This is a genomic window from Micromonospora sp. A202 (genome assembly GCF_006715105.1).
Classification (GTDB): domain Bacteria; phylum Actinomycetota; class Actinomycetes; order Mycobacteriales; family Micromonosporaceae; genus Micromonospora; species Micromonospora zamorensis.
On the sequence record NZ_VFMP01000001.1, the window covers coordinates 2661794 to 2679886 of the forward strand.

At 71.4% G+C, this 18093-nt stretch carries 17 protein-coding genes; 10 read left to right on the plus strand and 7 right to left on the minus strand.

The features are described 5' to 3' along the window. Positions 1–23: 23 nt before the first annotated feature. Both FBZ33_RS12275 and FBZ33_RS12280 read left to right on the plus strand, forming a co-directional pair. Complete coding sequence (locus tag FBZ33_RS12275; RefSeq protein ID WP_141909130.1) at positions 24–665, plus strand: histidine phosphatase family protein; 642 nt, start codon at positions 24–26, stop codon at positions 663–665. Between the two features lie 112 nt (positions 666–777). Next, on the plus strand, positions 778–1653 hold the full coding sequence (locus tag FBZ33_RS12280; RefSeq protein WP_141909131.1) for an alpha/beta fold hydrolase: 876 nt from the start codon (positions 778–780) through the stop codon (positions 1651–1653). A gap of 9 nt (positions 1654–1662) precedes the next feature. On the opposite strand, the gene FBZ33_RS12285 is transcribed toward FBZ33_RS12280, so the two are convergent. The 3 genes from FBZ33_RS12285 to FBZ33_RS12295 are packed head-to-tail and all read right to left on the minus strand — an operon-like array spanning position 1663 to position 3447. After that, complete coding sequence (locus tag FBZ33_RS12285) at positions 1663–2160, minus strand: DinB family protein (RefSeq protein WP_141909132.1); 498 nt, start codon at positions 2158–2160, stop codon at positions 1663–1665. A gap of 46 nt (positions 2161–2206) precedes the next feature. Next, positions 2207–2647 carry a VOC family protein gene (locus tag FBZ33_RS12290; RefSeq protein WP_141909133.1) on the minus strand — a complete coding sequence of 147 codons (441 nt, stop codon included), beginning with the start codon at positions 2645–2647 and terminating at the stop codon, positions 2207–2209. Next, positions 2647–3447 carry a carbon-nitrogen hydrolase family protein gene (locus tag FBZ33_RS12295; RefSeq protein ID WP_141909134.1) on the minus strand — a complete coding sequence of 267 codons (801 nt, stop codon included), beginning with the start codon at positions 3445–3447 and terminating at the stop codon, positions 2647–2649. The genes FBZ33_RS12290 and FBZ33_RS12295 overlap by 1 nt, the downstream gene beginning before the upstream one ends. Here FBZ33_RS12295 and FBZ33_RS12300 point away from each other — a divergent pair. From FBZ33_RS12300 to FBZ33_RS12310, 3 genes are all read left to right on the plus strand, one after another. Next, positions 3446–4363 carry a DedA family protein gene (locus FBZ33_RS12300; protein WP_141909135.1) on the plus strand — a complete coding sequence of 306 codons (918 nt, stop codon included), beginning with the start codon at positions 3446–3448 and terminating at the stop codon, positions 4361–4363. The genes FBZ33_RS12295 and FBZ33_RS12300 overlap by 2 nt on opposite strands. A 786-nt stretch (positions 4364–5149) precedes the next feature. Continuing rightward, positions 5150–5713 carry a hypothetical protein gene (locus tag FBZ33_RS12305; protein ID WP_141909136.1) on the plus strand — a complete coding sequence of 188 codons (564 nt, stop codon included), beginning with the start codon at positions 5150–5152 and terminating at the stop codon, positions 5711–5713. Between the two features lie 499 nt (positions 5714–6212). Further along, complete coding sequence (locus FBZ33_RS12310; protein WP_141909137.1) at positions 6213–6632, plus strand: protein-tyrosine phosphatase family protein; 420 nt, start codon at positions 6213–6215, stop codon at positions 6630–6632. 113 nt (positions 6633–6745) lie between these two features. Here FBZ33_RS12310 and FBZ33_RS12315 read toward each other — a convergent pair whose 3' ends face one another. Then, positions 6746–9022 carry an excinuclease ABC subunit UvrA gene (locus tag FBZ33_RS12315; RefSeq protein ID WP_141909138.1) on the minus strand — a complete coding sequence of 759 codons (2277 nt, stop codon included), beginning with the start codon at positions 9020–9022 and terminating at the stop codon, positions 6746–6748. Between the two features lie 166 nt (positions 9023–9188). Between FBZ33_RS12315 and FBZ33_RS12320 the strand changes: the two genes are divergently transcribed. From FBZ33_RS12320 to FBZ33_RS12330, 3 genes are all read left to right on the plus strand, one after another. After that, positions 9189–9956, plus strand: a complete 768-nt coding sequence (locus FBZ33_RS12320) for a MerR family transcriptional regulator (protein ID WP_221629459.1) — start codon at positions 9189–9191, stop codon at positions 9954–9956. 14 nt (positions 9957–9970) lie between these two features. Continuing rightward, a complete protein-coding gene (locus tag FBZ33_RS12325) occupies positions 9971–11179 on the plus strand; it encodes a D-alanyl-D-alanine carboxypeptidase family protein (RefSeq protein WP_141909140.1) in 1209 nt (402 codons plus the stop codon). Between the two features lie 70 nt (positions 11180–11249). Beyond that, the gene (locus FBZ33_RS12330) at positions 11250–12098 is read left to right on the plus strand and encodes a peptidylprolyl isomerase (protein ID WP_255508829.1); all 849 of its coding nucleotides are present in this window, start codon (positions 11250–11252) and stop codon (positions 12096–12098) included. 131 nt (positions 12099–12229) lie between these two features. On the opposite strand, the gene FBZ33_RS12335 is transcribed toward FBZ33_RS12330, so the two are convergent. Next, positions 12230–13267, minus strand: coding sequence for a LacI family DNA-binding transcriptional regulator (locus FBZ33_RS12335; RefSeq protein WP_088951695.1), 1038 nt, complete (start codon positions 13265–13267; stop codon positions 12230–12232). 231 nt (positions 13268–13498) lie between these two features. Here FBZ33_RS12335 and FBZ33_RS12340 point away from each other — a divergent pair, with 231 nt between their 5' ends. Next, entirely contained in the window at positions 13499–14353 is an 855-nt protein-coding gene (locus FBZ33_RS12340) for a M15 family metallopeptidase (RefSeq protein WP_255508830.1), read from the plus strand. A 48-nt stretch (positions 14354–14401) separates the two neighbouring features. Here the strand turns inward: FBZ33_RS12340 and FBZ33_RS12345 are convergent, their stop codons facing one another. After that, on the minus strand, positions 14402–15589 hold the full coding sequence (locus FBZ33_RS12345; protein ID WP_185755281.1) for a spore photoproduct lyase family protein: 1188 nt from the start codon (positions 15587–15589) through the stop codon (positions 14402–14404). Between the two features lie 194 nt (positions 15590–15783). Here FBZ33_RS12345 and FBZ33_RS12350 point away from each other — a divergent pair, with 194 nt between their 5' ends. Further along, entirely contained in the window at positions 15784–17058 is a 1275-nt protein-coding gene (locus tag FBZ33_RS12350) for an RICIN domain-containing protein (protein ID WP_255508831.1), read from the plus strand. On the opposite strand, the gene FBZ33_RS12355 is transcribed toward FBZ33_RS12350, so the two are convergent. Beyond that, positions 17053–18060, minus strand: a complete 1008-nt coding sequence (locus FBZ33_RS12355; RefSeq protein ID WP_141909141.1) for a YafY family protein — start codon at positions 18058–18060, stop codon at positions 17053–17055. The genes FBZ33_RS12350 and FBZ33_RS12355 overlap by 6 nt on opposite strands. Positions 18061–18093: the final 33 nt, after the last annotated feature.

Here is an 18093-nt window from a genome sequence, read left to right on the forward strand (position 1 = left end):
GATACCGCTGGCATGATGTCCCGATGCGGACACGTCTGATCTTCGTGCGACATGGCGAGTCGCTCCACCAGCTCGAAGGAATCGTGGGCGGGCCACGTGGTTGTCGGGGCCTCACCGCCCTCGGCCACGAACAGGCACACGATCTCGCCAACCGGCTCACCAACGAGGTCGCCGCCGACCGGCCGGTGGCGGTCTACTCGTCCGTGCTGCGCAGGGCGGTCGAGACCGCCCAACCGATCGCCACCGCCTTCGGCGTTCGGCCCGTGGCCGACTGTGGCCTGTGCACCTGGCACACACCCCCGTACGCCGACGGCCTGCCGACCGCCCGCTTCCGCACCGAACACGCGGTGCCCGGCGGGGGCGTGTTCCGGCCGTTCGAGGACGGCAACGAGAGCTGGGCCGAACTGGTCGTCCGGGTCAGCCGGGCGATCATGGAGATCGCCCACCGGCACCGGGGCGCCACAGTGGTTCTGGTCGGTCACAGCGAAACCGTCGAGGGCGCGTTCCACGCGCTCGCCGCGCAGCCGGTCTTTCGGGGATTCGACCTGGACGTGCCTCCGGCCTCGATCACCGAATGGACCACCGACCACGACCCCGGCGGTTGGCCTCCCGCCCGGTGGACGCTGCGCCGCTTCGGTGACACCGGCGGGTGGGCTAAAGCGTGATCCAGTACCGCCGAGGCACCCGGTCGTCCTCGACGATCCACCGGTACGTGCATGGATGTCGTCGGCACGGCGTACTCGCCCATCGGTTTCCGCCGGTCGTAGTCTCACCGACATGACGACAACGCAGACACACACCCTCGCCGTACCCGGCGTCGACCTGGTCTACGACGTCCGCGGTCCGCTGCCCCCGTCCGGCGGGCACCCCGTGCTGCTCATGATCGGTCAACCGATGACGGCGGAGGGCTTCACCGCGCTCGCCCCGCACTTCACCGACCGTACCGTCGTCACCTACGACCCACGCGGGCTCGGCCGCAGCGTCCGCAAGGACGGTCGCATCGACCACACGCCGCAGCAGCAGGCGGCCGACCTGCACCTGCTGATCGAGGCGCTCGGCGCCGGCCCGGTCGACGTGTTCGCCAGCAGCGGCGGTGCGGTGACGGCACTCGAACTCGTCGCGACGTACCCGCACGACGTCGTCACGTTGGTGGCGCACGAGCCGCCGATCAACGCGGTGCTCCCCGACGCCAGCGCCGCCGAGCGCGCGCGGGCCGGCTTCTACGAGGCGTACCAGGCGAAGGGCACCGGCGCCGGCATGGCCGCGTTCATCGCGATGACGTCGTGGCAGGGCGAGTTCACCGATGCCTACTTCGCCCAGCCCACGCCCGACCCGGCGATGTTCGGCATGTCGACCGACGACGACGGCACCCGCGACGACCCGCTGTTGTCGCAGAACTCGTGGGCGATCACCGACTACCAGCCCGACGCGGGCCTGCTCACCGCGGCACCGACCCGGATCGTGATCGCGGTCGGTGAGGAGTCGGCGGGGACGTACACGGCGCGGACGGCCCTCGGCATGGCGGCCGTGCTCGGTCAGCAGCCCGTGGTGTTCCCGAGTCACCACGGCGGCTTCCTCGGGGGTGAGTTCGGCTACGCGGGCAAGCCCGAGGAGTTCGCGACACGGTTGCGGGAGGTGCTGGACGCCGGCTGACCGCCCGCGCTATTCGGCCAGGAGCTGCTCACGCAGGATCTCGGCGTGCCCACAGTGCTGGGCCAGCTCGCGCAGCACGTGCAGGTACACCCAACGCAGCGGCAGCGGGCCGCGCCGGTTGCCGCGGAGCACGTCGTCCAGGCCCAACGACGCCGTCGCGCGCTGGGAGGCTTCGCACGCCTCGCGGTGTGCTCGCTGGACCGAGGCGATCGTGTCGTCGTCATCGAGGATGAACGACTCGTCCGGCGTCGCGGGAATGCCGATCTCGGAGCGGGGCCGGCAGGTGACGGCCTCGTCGAACCAGACCTTCTCCACGAACGTGGCGTGCTTCACGAGACCCAGGAGCGTGGTCCGGGACGGCACCAACGACCGGCGCGCCTGCTCCTCGGTCATCCCGTCCAGGCAGCCGTTGAGCGCCCTGCGGTGCTCGTCGATGAACGCCTCGATCTGCGCCTGCGCCGGCTGGTCGATGACATCGTGAGCGAACGTCCCCGGAAAAGAAGTCACCCGCGAAGCATTCCAATGTCATGGTCGAGGCGCAAACACCAGCCGCTCAGCCGAACGAGGTGAGCGCGCCGCGCTCGTCGAAGCGGGCCGTGCCCGCCCAGGCGATCTCCCAGCGGTTGCCCTCCGGGTCCGCGATGTAACTGGAGCGCCCACCCCAGGACCGATCGGTCGGCGCCGCCACCACCGTCGCGCCCGCCTCGACGGCCGCGGCGAAAGCCGTGTCGACCTCCTCGCGGCTGTCGACATTGCAGGCCAGGGTGACGCCCGACCAGCCACCGGCCGGGGCGGGCATGCCCGGCGCCGCCTCGGCGGCCAGCTCCGGCAGCGGGTAGAGCGCGAACAGGACACCACCGAGCAGGAAGGCCGACCAACCGTCGTCGCTGGCCGGCAGCTCAGGCCACCCCAGTGACCGGTAGAACGACCGCAACGTCGCGATGTCGCGTGCTCCCACCGTGACCACGGACAGTCGGGAGGGGACGGTGCTCATCAGCTGATCCTGCCCGAGGCGTACAACACTGTGCTGACCGACTCGCCCGGCTCGGTGCTCGCGCGGGCGACGACCTCGCCCTGCGGCGTCCACACCCCCGACTGTCCGGCCGCCTCGGTGTAACCACCGCCGGTCGAACCGGCGAAACTCGCCACCGCCACCCAGACCCGGTGGGCGGTGGCGATCCGGTGCGCCCGCTGGTCCGTCACGGCGGCGTCGCGCGCGGACTCCAGGACACCTGCCGCGTAGACGTCGATCCCGAGCGCCGCGGTCCGCTCCGCGTGGGCGGCGACCCCGGTGTCCTTGCAGATCGCCAACCCCACCCGCCAACCGTCCACATCGAGCACGACCGGAGCATCGCCCGGCCGGAACCGGCGGGCCTCCGCGTCCCCCAGCCACATCTTCCGGTACGCCACAGTCACACCGGCCCCGGTCACGGCCAGCACCGCGATGTGATCACCCGCGACCGGTGCACCGGCCAGGGCCAGCGCGCCCACCTCGCCGCACGCCTCGACCAATGGCGCCAACCGCGGGTCATCGGACGACACGACCGGGGCGTCCAACTCGTACCCGGTCAGCGACAGCTCCGGAAAGACCACCACCCGGGCACCCGCCGCACGGACCGCGGCGGCGTGCGCCCGCGCGTTCGCCGCGACATCCAGGGGTACGCACAGCGGCTGCGCCACCGCGAGCCGTAGCGGGGTGCGGGTTTCCACACCCGCGCCGGTGGGGTCCACCCGCGCGGCCGGGCGGTCAGCCTCATGGTCGGCTCTCAGGATCACTTCGTAACGTGGGCGCATGATTCGAACGTCCCACGCCGTGCTCGCCACCGGAACCCCCACCGCTGCGGCCGAACCACCCCAGGATGGGATGGTCGGCTACGTCAGTGACCTGGTGGAACGACTCGGTGGGCCGGGTGCCGGCCTGGCAGTGGCGCTGGAGAACCTGTTTCCGCCGATCCCCAGCGAGGTGATCCTGCCGCTGGCCGGGTTCGTCGCCGCCCAGGGGCGGATCAGCCTGATCGGTGCGATCTTCTGGACCACACTGGGCTCGGTGGTGGGCGCGCTGGCGCTCTACCTGATCGGGGCGTCGCTGGGCCGGGACCGGATGCGCGCCATCGTGGCCCGACTGCCGCTGGTGAAGCTCACCGACGTGGACCGGACCGAGGCGTGGTTCCTCCGGCACGGCGTGAAGGCGGTCTTCTTCGGCCGCATGATCCCGATCTTTCGGAGTCTGATCTCCATCCCGGCCGGCGTGGAACGGATGCCCGTCGCCACGTTCCTGCTCTACACCACGCTGGGCAGCCTGATCTGGAACACGACCTTCGTGCTCGCCGGCTACCTGCTCGGCGACAACTGGCATCTCGTCGAGGGGTACGTCGGCATACTCCAGAACGTCGTGATCGTGGCCTGCGTGGCGGGCCTGGCCTGGTTCGTCGGGTCGCGCGTGCTGCGGGCACGGCGCGCCGCCCGCAACCCCGAATCGGACGACCTCGACTCGGGCCGGCCGGTGGGTGTGCCTGGCGGGGTCGGTTCCGGTGGTGGCTTTGATTCTGATGGCGGGTCCGATTCCGGCGGCTTCGGTTCCGGCGGTGGTTACGGGGCCGATGGTGGGTTTGGCGCGGATCGTGGGGTTGGGGCTGGCGGTGGTGTGCCGGATCCGGGTGGTCGCGGCACGCTCTACCGCAGCGGTTCGTGGGGATCCGACCAGCGGTAGGGCCGGTTTCGCTGTATCGGTTGCGATTCTGGTCTTTCCAGAACGTCTGCTGCTCTTTCCAGAACGTCTGCTGCCCGCGAGGTGGCCTTCCGGGCCGCGATGGACCAGTCCCGCGACTCAACGGCGCGATTGGGATTGTCCGATCCGGGCGGCCCTGGCGCCGACGCCCTTGGTCTTGATCGACTCGGTTTTCGTGAAGTCGGGGCATCCAGACGCCTCGGATGCCCCGACTTCCTTGAAGCCGAGTGGATCATGCCCGGCCGGGGTGGTTCGTGACCGCCGGGGTGGGTTCGTGACCGCCGGGGTGGGGCTTTGGGTGATTTGCCGGATCCGGAGGCTCCGTGGGCAGTGGCCGGCTGCACCCGTCGGTCGGAATGATGGCCGGGGCGGGGTCGTTACACACTCTGACGATCGCAGGACCACCGCCTCACCGCCCCGCCCGCCGGGTGCCGTCGGATGGCCCGGCCTGCGGAATGACCCCGGGCCCCCGGTCGTTGCAGTCCCCACGAGCGACCACCCCGCCACCGCTTCACACGAGCCGGTTTCGGCGGGTGGGCCCACCGGGGAATGACCCCCGGACGGCGGTCGTTACACATGGACCTGGCGCCCGAGCCCTCCGCTCGCAGGCCGCCGACCTCGGCCCCACAAGCCCCCCGCTTGACGGTGCCGATCTCCCCGAAGACTTTTTCCCTTTGTTTGATGCAGCGCCGGACGAGGTGCTCACACCCTTGTGTCGCCGACCCCCTTGGCGGTGCGGGTGTTCCTACCCCCGAAGGAGCTACCCCCATGAACACGATCTTCCGTAAGAGCATGTTGTCTGTTGCTGGTCTCGCGTTCGCCGGTGGTGTCTTCGCCGGCCCGATCGCCGCCCACGCTGGCAACCCCGTGGATGCCAAGCCGGTGGCGGTGGCGGTGCAGTCGGCCGCCCCGAAGCCCCAGGGCGACCAGTCCCACATCACGTTGAATGATGAGCAGACCGCGAACGTCAAGGCGATCATCGCCGCGACGAAGAAGGCCGGCCTGCCCGAGCGCGCCGCGGTCATCTCCATCGCGACGAGCCTGCAGGAGTCCAAGCTGGAAAACCTGGGCCACCTCGGCGACGCCAACGACCACGACTCGCTGGGCCTGTTCCAGCAGCGCCCGACCAGTGGTTGGGGCACGCCGGAGCAGATCACCGACCCCGCCTACTCCACCACCGCGTTCCTCAAGGGCCTCCGCCAGGTCGACGGGTGGCAGGACATGGCGCTGACCGACGCCGCGCAGACCGTCCAGGTCTCCGCCTACCCGGACGCCTACGCCCAGTGGGAGCAGCAGGCCACCGACCTGGTCGGCCAGTACTGGAACAGCTGACCCACCAACACGAACACCGCACAGCACAGCTGGCCGGTACCCCCACCCGGGGTGCCGGCCAGCGGCATATCCGCACCTCGCACGTCGCGGCTCGGCTCGACACGGGTCGGATCGGGTCGGGTCGGGTCGGTCGATCATGGACTTGTGGTGCCGGGCTGAGGATGGTTCGGGTGGTCTTGTCCGGCACCACAACTCCTTGATCGACCCAAGCGGCCCGGGGCGGGCCGGGCGGGCCAGTCCGCCCGGGCCGGGCGGGGCTCGGGCAGCAAAGCGGGAACACGGGCGGGGGTGAGCCGGTTGTGGTCAGTGTCGGTGTGACTCAGTGTCCCCGGGCCTCACCTAATATCGCCTTCGCGGAATACCGTTCGGCTGGAGCCGCGTCGCGCCACTCGCCGAGAGGCGACCTGCACACCGACACCTGCGCCGCCCCCGAGCCCACAAGGCCGGGGGCGGCGCTGTCTGTGCCCATGGATCAGGCAGTCGGCGGCACAATGCTCGGATGACCGACCCGCAGCCATGGTCCGAGCAGTCGGGCGTACTCGTACTCCCCAGCGGGGCGACGGTGCGCGGGCGCCGCATCGGTGCGGTGACCTCGCCCGCCGACTTCGCCCTGCTGTTGGCGCCTGGTCCGGAGCCGACCTGGCCGCACCGGAAAATCCGGTGGCCGGATTTCTGGGTACCGCTCGATCGGGCGGACGCCCTCGATGCCCTACGGGTGGCGCTGCGGCGGGCGCACGACGGTGAGCGCGTCGAGGTGGCCTGTCGGGGTGGGGTGGGGCGCACCGGAACGGCGTTGGCCGCGCTGGCAATCCTCGACGGCCTGCCTGCCGATCGGGCGGTGCCGTGGGTCCGGGCGGGCTACCACCCGAAGGCGGTGGAGACGCCCTGGCAGCGACGCTGGCTGCGCCGCCTGACCTGACCGCCGCGGCCATCGGCCGACGCGTGGCCGACCACCGGCCGCCCGACCACCCTGCCTCGACCGCCCGCAGCCGCGTCGCCCACCGCAGGCCCCGCTGACCGTCGGTCGCGCGCCTAGGCGACCGCTGCCGCCTCGCCGACGTACTCGCGCAGGTGGGTGGCGGTGAGGGTGTCGCCGTGGGCGACCAGTTCGGCGGGTGTGCCGGTGAAGACGATTCGGCCGCCGTCGTGCCCGGCGCCCGGGCCGAGGTCGACGAGCCAGTCGGCGTGCGCCATGACCGCCTGGTGGTGCTCGATGACGATCACCGTGTTGCCGGCGTCGACCATCCGGTCGAGCAGGGCCAGCAACTGGTCCACGTCGGCGAGGTGCAGGCCGGTGGTCGGTTCGTCCAGCACGTACGTGGTGGTCTTCTCCGCCAGGTGGATGGCGAGCTTGAGTCGCTGCCGTTCCCCGCCGGACAGGGTGGTCAGCGGCTGGCCGAGGCTGAGGTATCCGAGGCCGACGTCGACCAGCCGGCCGAGGATGAGGTGCGGGAAGAAGGCGTGCGCCTCGGTGACAGACATGGCCAGCACCTCGCTGATGTTCTTGCCGCGCAGCGTGTACGTGAGCACCTCGTCGGTGAAGCGTCGCCCCTCGCACCGTTCGCAGACGCTCGCGACGCCGGCCATCATCGCCAGGTCCGTGTAGATCAGCCCGATTCCCTTGCAGGCCGGGCAGGCGCCCTCGGAGTTGGCGCTGAACAGGGCGGCCTTGACGCCGTTGGCCTTGGCGAAGGCGGTACGGATCGGGTCGAGCAGCCCGCTGTAGGTGGCCGGGTTGCTGCGTCGGGACCCCCGGATCGGGGACTGGTCCACGATCACGACTCCGGCCCGGCCGCGCAGCGACCCGTGGATCAGTGAGCTCTTGCCGGAGCCGGCGACTCCGGTGACCACGGTGAGCACCCCGAGTGGGATGTCCACGTCCACGTCGCGCAGGTTGTGCAGGTCGGCTTGGCGGATGGTGAGCTGCCCGGTGGGTCGGCGTACGTCGTCGCGCAGGGTCACCCGGTGGTCCAGATGCCGGCCGGTGAGCGTGTCGGAGCGGCGCAGTCCGGGGACGTCGCCGGTGAAGCAGATCCGGCCACCGTCGGTGCCGGCTCCCGGCCCGAGGTCGACCACGTGGTCGGCGATCGTGATGGTCTCCGGCTTGTGCTCGACCACCAGCACGGTGTTGCCCTTGTCGCGCAACCGCAGCAGCAGGTCGTTCATCCGGGCGATGTCGTGCGGGTGCAGGCCGACTGTGGGTTCGTCGAAGACGTACGTGACGTCGGAGAGGCTGGAGCCGAGGTGCCGGACCATCTTCACCCGTTGAGCTTCACCGCCGGAGAGGCTGGCCGACTCCCGGTCCAGGCTGAGGTAGCCCAACCCGATCTCGACCAGGGACTCGAGCAGGTCCCGGAGGTTGGCGATCAGTGGTGCGACCCCGGGGTCGTCGATGCCTCGGACGAACGTCGCCAGGTCGCTGATCTGCATGGCCGAGCAGTCGGCGATGTTGCGTCCGGCGATCCGCGATGACAGGGCCGCCGCGTTGAGTCGGGTGCCGGCGCAGTCGCCGCAGGTGGTGAAGGTGACGGCCCGGTCGACGAAGGCGCGGATGTGCGGTTGCATCGACTCGCGGTCCTTGGTCAGGAGGAGCCGCTTGACCTTGACGGCCAGACCCTCGTACGTCCAGTTGTTGCTCCCCACCTTGATCTTGGTGGCCGGCTTGTGGAGGAAGTCCTCCCACTGTTGCGGGGTGAAGTCCTGCAGCTTGACGTCCGGGTCGAACAGGCCGGAGCCGACGATGGTCTGCCAGTACCAGGAGTCGACAGCGAAGTTCGGCACGGTGATCGCGCCGTCGTTGAGGGAGCGCTCCACGTCCACCAACTCGTTGATGTCGAGGTCGGAGACGCGGCCCAGCCCTTCACAGGTGGTGCACATGCCCTCGGGCAGGTTGAAGCTGAACGCCCCGGCGCCGCCGATCGACGGCTGGCCGAGCCGGCTGAAGAGGATCCGCAGCATCGCGTACGCGTCTGTGGCGGTGCCGACGGTGGAGCGGGAGTTGACGCCCATCCGCTCCTGGTCGACGACGATGGCCGCGCTCAGGTTGCGCAGCGAGTCGACGTCCGGCCGGTTGAGGTTCGGCATGAACGACTGGAGGAACGCGCTGTAGGTCTCGTTGATCATGCGCTGGGACTCGGCGGCGATGGTGCCGAAGACCAGCGACGACTTGCCCGATCCGGAGACACCGGTGAAGACGGTCAACCGGCGCTTGGGGATGTCGACCGAGACGCTGGCGAGATTGTTCTCCCGCGCTCCGCGTACCTCGATCATGTCGTGGCTGTCGGCGGCGGACCATGCTGGCTGCGACATGCGAACCCTTCACAGAGTCGTGGCGGGACTCTTTCCCCCGCGATGCTGGCGGGTTCCATTGTCTCATTCATCACCACGTAGAGACTTTTGCCGGAATTCGAGCGCTCGCGTCAGCAGCACGTCCCGGAAAGTCTCAAATCACGTCGTAAGCGGTAGGGTGACTCGCGTGGACGGCACCCGGGAGAATCGGCTGCGCGCCGTCGACCTGGCGGCCACCGTGGGGATCTCGGTGCAGCAGGTGCGCAACTACGTCGAGTCGGGGGTGCTGCCGCCGGCGGGGCGCACCGCGAGCGGCTACCGGATCTTCACGACCGAGCACGCCCGGGCGCTCACCGTGGCGCGGCGGTTGGCCGAGGGGCACGGCTGGAGTCGGGCCCGGGAGATCATGTCGGCGGTGCACGGGGGTGACCTGCCGGCCGCCCTCGCGGCGCTCGACGGCGGTCACGCCGAACTGGACCGCGAACGCGCCGAGATCCGCCGGGTGCTCGGCGCGTTCGAGACCGTGCTGGCCAGCCCACCGGCGGCCCGGCCCGCACCACGCCGCGCCGCCCGCATCGGCGAGGTCGCCGCCCTGGTCGGCGTCCGGACCTCGCAGCTACGGCTGTGGGAGCAGCGCGGGCTGCTGCGGCCGCGCCGCACCCCGGGCACCAACTACCGGGTGTACGACGAGGCCGAGCTGCGTGCCGCGCAGGTCATCGCGTTGCTGCGCCGAGGTGCGTACCCGTTCGAGATCATCGAGGCGGTGCTGGGGGAGTTGCGGACCACCGGGAGCCCGCAGCGGGTCCGCGCGGAGCTTGCCCGCCGCGAGCAGGAGCTGCACGCGCGCAGTCTGCGCCGGCTGCGGGGCAGTGCCGCCCTGGACGACTACCTGCGCGCTCGCGAGGAGGCGGGCCGACCGACCGCGGCAACCCGTCCCGCCGGAGGATCTTGTTGACTAGGGTCGGGCACATGAGGACTGCGCTGCTGGCGGCCACCGCGTCCGCCGTTCTGCTCGCTCCCGCGCCGGTCGCCTCCGCCGGAGCGTCCGCCGCGCCGGTCGTGCGGTGCCCCCGCGCGCCGGCGCCGGGGGTGTCCCGCCCGCCCCGACCCTCGCCCCCGCCCGGCGTGCCGGAGCAGCGGGTGGTCGGCGGCGCGGCGCTGGACACGACCGGCCTGGTCGCGCCGGCCGGCGTCAGCGCGCCACCGGGGGTCAGCGCCACCTCGTGGCTGATCGCCGACCTGGACAGCGGCCAGATCCTCGGCGGGTGCGGCCCCCACGAGTACGGCACCCCGGCCAGCGTGCAGAAGCTCCTGCTCGCGGCCACGATGCTGCCCCGGCTCGACCCGAAGCAGACGGTCACCGTCACCGAGGATGACATGAACATCGAGCCCGGCTCCTCGGCCGTGGGTCTCGTCGCCGGTGGTCGCTACACCATCGAGACCATCTGGCTCGGGTTGCTGCTCAACTCCGGCAACGAGGCCGCCAACGCGCTGGCCCGACTCGGCAGCGGGACCGACAGCGCCGCCGGCGTACGCGCCATGAACGAGCACGCACACCATCTCGGCGCGCTCCAGACGCACGCGGTAACCCCGTCCGGGCTGGATGGCCGGGGGCAGTTCACCAGCGCGTACGACCTGGCGTTGATCGCCCGGGCCTGCTTCGCCGATCCGACCTTCCGCCGGTACGCGCTGACCGAGCACGCGCGGATTCCCGTCCAGCCGGCGCAGCGCACCAAGGGTTTCGAGATCCAGAACGAGAACCAGCTCATCTACCGGTACCCCGGAGCGCTCGGCGGCAAGACCGGCTTCACCGACCTCGCGCGGCACACCTACGTGGGCGCGGCGGAACGCGGCGGGCGACGCCTAGTGGTGACGTTGCTGGGCGCGGAGTCCACGCCCAGGCGCGGTTGGGAACAGGGCGCCGCCCTGCTGGACTGGGGTTTCACGCTGCCCCGGGACGCCTCCGTCGGCCGGCTGGTCGAGCCGGGTGAGTTGACCGCGACGCCGTCGGCTGCGCCGTCCGCGCTGGCGGCACCGGGTGCGCCTCGGCCGGCGGCAGCCAGCGGGCCGACGCGTACCGGCTCGGGTTGGCTCTGGTCGGTGACCGCGGTGAGCGCCGCGGGTGTGGTGATGCTGCTGGGCGGGCTGCTGTGGCGCCGCCGCCGTCGGCTGCCCTGACGGATCGACATCCGGCGCTGCCCTCCATAGACTCCGGTCGTTCTGGCACCACGAGTCCAGGAGGATCCCTGTGTCGAGTGAACTCCCACCGCGCCCCGGCGTGGCGGCACCCCGCCGACCGGTGCGCGCCCTGACCCGCCTCGCGGGGGTGACAGTGCTCGCCGGGGCGCTGGTCGTCGGCGCGTCCGCCGCCGCGGTCGCCGCGCCGGGCCCGTCGGGCGATGCGGTCACCGCGTCCGCCGCGCCGCCCACCGCTGCCGACACCGCCACCCGACCGCCGCGCACCACCCACGGCCCCTGCGCGTACACCGAGACGCCGGACGAGCCCGCGGCCCGGCCGGTGCCGCTGCCGCCCGACCCGCGACGCACGCCGGCCCGGGGCACCGTCCGGGTGACACTGGCGACCAACCACGGGCCGATCGGGCTGACCCTCGACCGGGCCGCCGCGCCGTGCACCGTGCAGAGTTTCCTGCACCTGGTGGGCAAGCGCTTCTACGACCGCACCCCGTGCCACCGGCTCACCGCGTACCCCACGTTGAGCGTGCTGCAGTGCGGTGACCCGTCGGGCACCGGCGAGGGGGGCCCGGGATACCGGTACGGCGACGAGCTGCCGACCGACCTGCCGCCGGCGCCCACCGACCCGACCGGGGAGCGTCGGGTGTACGCCCGGGGCGTGCTGGCCATGGCCAACGCCGGGCCGGACACCAACGGCAGCCAGTTCTTCCTGGTCTACGCCAACTCGGCGCTGCGCCCCAACTACACGATCTTCGGCGAGGTCGACGCGGCCGGCCTGGCCACGCTGGACCGGATCGCCGCCGGGGGAGTGGCGCCGACGGCCGAAGACCCGGCACCCGTCGACGGCGCGCCCGCGCTGCCGGTGACCATCCGCAAGGCCGTCCGCACGCACCACCACCACTGACGGCGCGGCGCGGTGGGTGACCCTCGGTCGCTCACCGCGCCGTACTGTCGACTGGCATCAGCCGCCTAGCGCCGGAATTCCCGGAAGTGGATCGGAAGTGGTCCAACCGGATTCCGACGCAGTTCCGGCCGTCACGACGGGTCGGGCGACCCGGTCGGTGGGGCGGCGGTGCTGTCGCGGACGACCAGTTCGGTGGCCAGTTCCACCCGAGGGGAGTCGATGCCCTCGCCCTGGGACAGGCGCAGCACGGTCCGTGCCGCCAACCGTCCCATCTCGACCAACGGTTGGCGCACGGTGGTCAGCGGTGGGGACGCCCAGCGGGCCTCCGGCAGATCGTCGAAGCCGACGACGCTCACGTCGTCCGGGACTCGCAGCCCTCGACGCCGGATGGCCTCGTAGACGCCGAAGGCCATCTGGTCGCTGGAGGCGAAGATGCCGGTCGGCGGGTCGGCGAGGTCGAGCAGCGCGGTCCCGCCGGAGAACCCGGAGGCGTGGTAGAAATCGCCCGGGTAGATCAGCTTGTCGTCCACCGGCACACCGGCGGCCTCCAACCCGGCCCGGTAACCGTCGAGCCGCGCGCGGCTGCACAGCAGATGCGTCGGCCCGGCCACGAAGCCGATGCGGCGGTGCCCGATCGACAGCAGGTGTTCGGTCGCGGCGAGGCCACCGGCCCAGTTGGTCGCCCCGATGGTCGGCACGTCCATGGCCGGCACGCCGGCCGGGTCGACGACCACCACCGGCACGTTGAGGCGACGCAGTTGCGCGTGCAGCGGCGGGCTCAGGTGGGAGGTCACGAAGATGACGCCGTCGGTGGCCCGGGTGCGCAGATTCTGCAGCCACTGCCGGGCCGCTGTGGGCTGCCGGTGGATCGCGGAGACCACGGTGCCGAGGCCCGCGCCGTGCCCGACATCCTCGACACCCCGGATGATTTCCACAGCCCAGGGGCTGTCCAGGTCGTTGAAGACCAGGTCGACGAGGCCGGCGCGGCGCACGCTGCGGCTGGTGCGCCGCCGGTAGCCGTGGTGGCGCAGCAACTCCTCGACCCGCTCCCGGGTGCCGGGGGCCACATCGGAGCGACCGTTGAGCACCCGTGACACGGTCGGCACCGACACCCCGGCCTCCCGTGCGATCGCGGTGATGGTCACCCTGCGTCCGTCGTCCGCGCCCACCCGCGTCTCCTTCACCGAGCCGGAGGAACGACCACAAGACGTCGTCCACCGTGTGTCCCGAAACGGCGTGCCCGTTCCACGCGTCATCTTGCCTCACGGGAGGGGGTTCACGACATTCCAGGTAAGTGCTGATGATCACCGAAGTTGCGGAAATCTTCCGGAAAGACAATTGGCTCCGTGGATCATGTCCAGTTGCCACGGCGGCCCGAGCGCGGCTGATAGACAGGGTCGGTGGGTAACCGCATCGGGTTCGTGCTCGCGCTCGCCGCGCTGCTCGGGGGCTGTTCGCGGCCGGAGCCCCGCCCCGCGCCGGTCGCGTCGCAGCCGACATCGGTGAGCCCTTCGCCGACCCCGACATCGGTGGGCCCGCCGACGCCGACCACCGGCGAGCGGCTGCCGGGGTTCGTGGTCCTGACCGACCTCGACCCGCGCATCCACGCCGACATCCGCTACGCGACACCGCACAACTTCGTCGGCCGCCCGATCGCCGGTTACCCCGAGCCGCTGTGCCTGCTCACCCAGGAGGCGGCCGAGGCGTTGCGCCGCGTGCAGGACGCCGCGCTGGCCGGTGGGCACAGCCTCAAGGTGTACGACTGCTATCGCCCGCAGCCGGCCGTGGACGACTTCGTCGCCTGGTCGAAGCGCCCCGACGAGCAGCAGACCAAGGCCGAGTTCTACCCGGACGTGGCCAAGAACCGGCTCTTCGCCGAGGGGTACATCGGGGCGCCCACCGCGCACAGTCGAGGCAGCACCCTGGACCTGACCCTGGTCGACGAACCGACCGCCAGCCAACCCCCGTACCGGGTCGGGCAACCGCTGGTCGCCTGCACCGCGCCCCGGGGGCAGCGCTTCGCCGACAACAGCATCGACATGGGAACGGGCTTCGACTGCTTCGACTCCCGCGCGCACACCGCCGACCCCCGGATCACCGCGACGGCGCGCGACAACCGCCGGTTGTTGCAGCGGCTGATGACCGACGCCGGGTTCGTCAACTACGACCGCGAGTGGTGGCACTACAGCCTGCGCGACGAGCCGTACCCGGACACCTTCTTCGCCGCGCCGGTCGCCCGCTCGTCGGTCGGCTGATCCTCGGCGGTCAGGCCGATCCTGTGCGGTCAGGCTGGTTCTCCGCGGTCAGGTCCAGTAGAGGATGCGGCAGGCCGGTACGCGGGCGGCCAGCTCGGCGGTGAACCACTCGCGCAGCTCGGCCATCGTGTCCCGGGGGTAGACGTACTTGATCGCGCCGAACCTGCCGTGTTTGCGGGTGCGGGACTCCTCGTCCATCTCCAGCCGGGTCCGTGGGTACCAGCCGAGCAGCACCTCCTTGCTGCCCGGGGTGAACCGGTGGGTGATCAGCTCGGCGGTCAGGTCCAGCTCGGGGACCCCGTCGACCGCCGCGCGGACCTGGTCGAGCAACTCGCCGTAGCGTTCCCGCCAGTCGGGCAGCGCGATGATCGGCGCGATGGTCAGCCCGACCGGGTAGCCGTCGAGCGCGAGGCGGCGCAGCGCCGCCAGGCGGTCCGGCACCCGGGCGGTGCCGCCCTCGAAACGAACGCTCACCGGGGCGCAGTTGACGCTGAACCGGACCCGGGTGCGGCCGGCGTGCGGCAGCCCGACGAAGGTGCCCACGTCGGCGTACTTGGTGGTCCAGCGCAGTTGCACGGGCGCGTCCCAGTCGGCGAAGTGCTGCACCGCCCGCCGCCAGCTCCCGGTCAGGTGTTCCAGGGCGAGCGGGTCGGTGTAGCAGGACGCCTCGAAGGTGGTGCCCTCGTCGGCGCGTCGGGCGTTGCGGCTGGTCACCGTCCCCTGACCGGCGTACGCGGCGAGCCCGTCCAGGATGTCGTCGAGGTCCGCGTACACCCGGGTGACCGGCGGGCCGGACAGTGATCCGGCGAGGTAGCAGTACTGGCAGTGCGCCGGGCAGCCCTCGGCGAGGTCGACCCGCCAGTCGGCGCTGGGCGCGATGGGTTGCAGGTCGCGCCGCGACGGTGGGCTCACCACGATCGCCATGGTCGCCTTCGCTCGGGCATACGTCTCCCGGTCGGTCTGCCCGCGTACCCCGGTGAGCCGGTTGGCCCGCAGGCGTTCCACCTCGATGCCCTGCGCCTGCACCCGCTCGACGATCCGTTGGCCGTGCGAATGGTCGAGGGCGGCCGGGGTGGCCACCACCCGGCTCGGGGTCCAGCGGCGCGCCGGCCGGGCCGCCGGGGCGAGGCCGGCCAGGTCGCGTATCGGCACCCGTTCGCCGCTGGCGTCGTGCGGGGCGGCGGGCAGGTCCACGGCGAGCGGTTGGTCGACGTCGACCGCGTCCGGGCTGGTCATCCGGCTGGGGTACCCGTTGCCGCAGGAATCCCACCCGGATCGGTCGGGTCGCGATTGACGACACTGGAGACGCGACATAATCTTTCGTCTATCTGTAAGGCTTGTGAACAGAAGCAGGTCGACGCGGCGGCGCGCGTCCCCACCGAAGGGACGATCAGGTGATCGCAGAACTCTCATCCCGTACCAGACGGATCGTGTCGCTGTTCGTCGCACTGCTGGTCGCGCTGAGCGCCGGTCTCGCGGTCAGCGCCTCGCGTGCCGCGCAGGCCGCGCCGACGTTCAAGGTCCTGGCCTTCTACAACGGCACCTGGGACGCCGCGCACATCGACTTCGTCAAGGACGCCCGGGCCTGGTTCCCGCAGGCCGCCGCCCAGTACGGCTTCTCCTGGGAGGCCACCAACAACTGGGGTCTGCTGAACACCGCGAACCTGGCCCAGTACAAGGTCGTCATGTTCCTGGACGACGCGCCGCCCACCGCGCAGCGTGCCGCGTTCCAGCAGTACATGCAGAACGGTGGCGCGTGGCTGGGCTTCCACGTCAGCGCGTGGACCGACAACCCGTCGAGCTGGAGCTGGTACTACAACACCTTCCTCGGCACCGGCGCGTTCCAGACGAACACCTGGGGACCCACCCGGGTCACCATGCGCGCCGACAACCGCACCCACGCCGCCACCCGGAACCTCCCGGCGACCTTCCCGTCGTCGATCAGCGAGTGGTATTCCTGGAGCAACGACCTGCGGCAGAACCCCAACATCGACATCCTCGCCTCGGTCGACCCGTCCAGCTTCCCGGTCGGCACCGACCCCAACCAGTCCTGGTACGGCGGCTACTACCCGCTGGTCTGGAGCAACCGGCAGTACAAGATGCTCTACGCCAACTTCGGGCACAACGCGATGAACTACAACACCAACACCGGGCTGTCGTCCACCTTCGACAGCGCCCAGCAGAACCAGCTGCTGATCGACGGGCTGCACTGGCTCGCCGGCGCCGGCACCGTCCCCCCGACGACGCCCCCGCCGACCGGCGGCCCGATCTCGCCCACCGCCTGGCATACGGTGGTCAACCGGGGCAGCGGCAAGTGCGTCGACGCCCGGGCCGCCGCCAGCGCGAACGGCACCGCCATCCAGCAGTACGCCTGCAACGGCAGCGCCGCCCAGCAGTACCAGTTCACACCGACCAGCGGCGGCTACCTGCGGGTCAACAACCGCAACAACAGCGCGCAGGTGCTCGACGTGACCGACGTGTCGACCGCGGACTCCGCGCCGATCCAGCTCTGGTCCTACAGCGGCGGCAACAACCAGCAGTGGCGGGCCGAATCCGAGGGCGGCGGCTACTACCGCCTGGTCAACCGACTCAGTGGCAAGTGCCTCGACGTGCCGGCGGCGTCCACGGCGGACAGCGTCCAGCTCGTCCAGTACACCTGCAACGGCACCGCGGCGCAGTCCTTCCGGCTGGTGCCGCAGTCATAGCTCCACTGCCGCGTCCGCGCCGGGGTGAACCGCGATTCGCCCCGGCGCGGGACCGGCGGCCCGACCGAATCGGGCGGCGACGTCGCGGATGACGGCGCGCAGCTCCGGCGGGTCGAGCACGTCGAAGTCGACAGCGAGGGTGCCGAGGAAGGCGGCCAGGTTGCCCAGCGACTCGCCGCCGATGTGCAGCAGGCAGGTCTGCCCGTCGATCGCCTCCAGCAGGCCAGCCGTGGTCGGGATCCGTTGCGCCATCTGCTCGGCCGACGCGTGCAGGCGTACCCGTGCCGGGTGTGGCCAGGCGGTGGAGCCGACGCCGCGCAGCACGTGCGCGACCGCGTCGCCACCTGGCGGCTCCCGGGGTGTGAAGCGTGGGCCGGTCGGTACCCGGGGTCGGATCCGGTCGGCGCGGAAGGTGCGCCAGTCGGCCCGGTCGGTGTCCCAGCCCAGCAGGTACCACCGCCGCCCGGTGTAGACAAGCCGGTACGGCTCGACATCGCGCACGGTCGCCGTGCCGTCGTGCCCGGCGTAGTCGAACCGCAGCCGCTCCCGGTGATGCACCGCCGTGGAGACAGCGGTGAGCGTTTCGGCGTCCACGGTCGGGCCGCCGCCCGCGGCGGAGACCGTCGCCGTGCGCAGGGCGTCGACCCGGTGCCGCAGCCGCGACGGCAGCGACTGTTCCAGCTTCGCCAGCGCCCGCAGCGACGTCTCCTCGATACCCGTCACCGACCCGCCCGCCGCGGCCCGCAGCCCCACGGCCACCGCCACCGCCTCGTCGTCGTCGAGCAGTAGCGGCGGCAATGCCGACCCTGCGCCGAGCTGGTAGCCGCCGCCGACCCCGGGGTGCGACTCGATCCGGTAACCCAGCACCCGCAGCCTCTCCACGTCGGTGCGTACCGTGCGGGTGGTGACCGCCAGTCGTTCGGCCAACTCCGCGCCGGACCACTCCCGGCGGACCTGGAGAAGGGTCAGCAGCCGTAGCAGCCGCACGGAGGTCTCCACCATGGCGGCAAGTCTGCCAGCGGTCGCGGACGGTGG

Excerpts from the sequence above, each read along its gene's own strand:
- FBZ33_RS12305 (WP_141909136.1), top strand. The coding sequence starts at position 5,150 with ATGAACACGATCTTCCGTAAGAGCATGTTGTCTGTTGCTGGTCTCGCG.
- FBZ33_RS12295 (WP_141909134.1), bottom strand. The coding sequence starts at position 3,447 with ATGCGCCCACGTTACGAAGTGATCCTGAGAGCCGACCATGAGGCTGAC.
- FBZ33_RS12345 (WP_185755281.1), bottom strand. The coding sequence starts at position 15,589 with ATGACCAGCCCGGACGCGGTCGACGTCGACCAACCGCTCGCCGTGGAC.
- FBZ33_RS12275 (WP_141909130.1), top strand. The coding sequence starts at position 24 with ATGCGGACACGTCTGATCTTCGTGCGACATGGCGAGTCGCTCCACCAG.
- FBZ33_RS12315 (WP_141909138.1), bottom strand. The coding sequence starts at position 9,022 with ATGTCGCAGCCAGCATGGTCCGCCGCCGACAGCCACGACATGATCGAG.
- FBZ33_RS12355 (WP_141909141.1), bottom strand. The coding sequence starts at position 18,060 with ATGGTGGAGACCTCCGTGCGGCTGCTACGGCTGCTGACCCTTCTCCAG.
- FBZ33_RS12280 (WP_141909131.1), top strand. The coding sequence starts at position 778 with ATGACGACAACGCAGACACACACCCTCGCCGTACCCGGCGTCGACCTG.
- FBZ33_RS12310 (WP_141909137.1), top strand. The coding sequence starts at position 6,213 with ATGACCGACCCGCAGCCATGGTCCGAGCAGTCGGGCGTACTCGTACTC.
- FBZ33_RS12290 (WP_141909133.1), bottom strand. The coding sequence starts at position 2,647 with ATGAGCACCGTCCCCTCCCGACTGTCCGTGGTCACGGTGGGAGCACGC.
- FBZ33_RS12300 (WP_141909135.1), top strand. The coding sequence starts at position 3,446 with ATGATTCGAACGTCCCACGCCGTGCTCGCCACCGGAACCCCCACCGCT.
- FBZ33_RS12325 (WP_141909140.1), top strand. The coding sequence starts at position 9,971 with ATGAGGACTGCGCTGCTGGCGGCCACCGCGTCCGCCGTTCTGCTCGCT.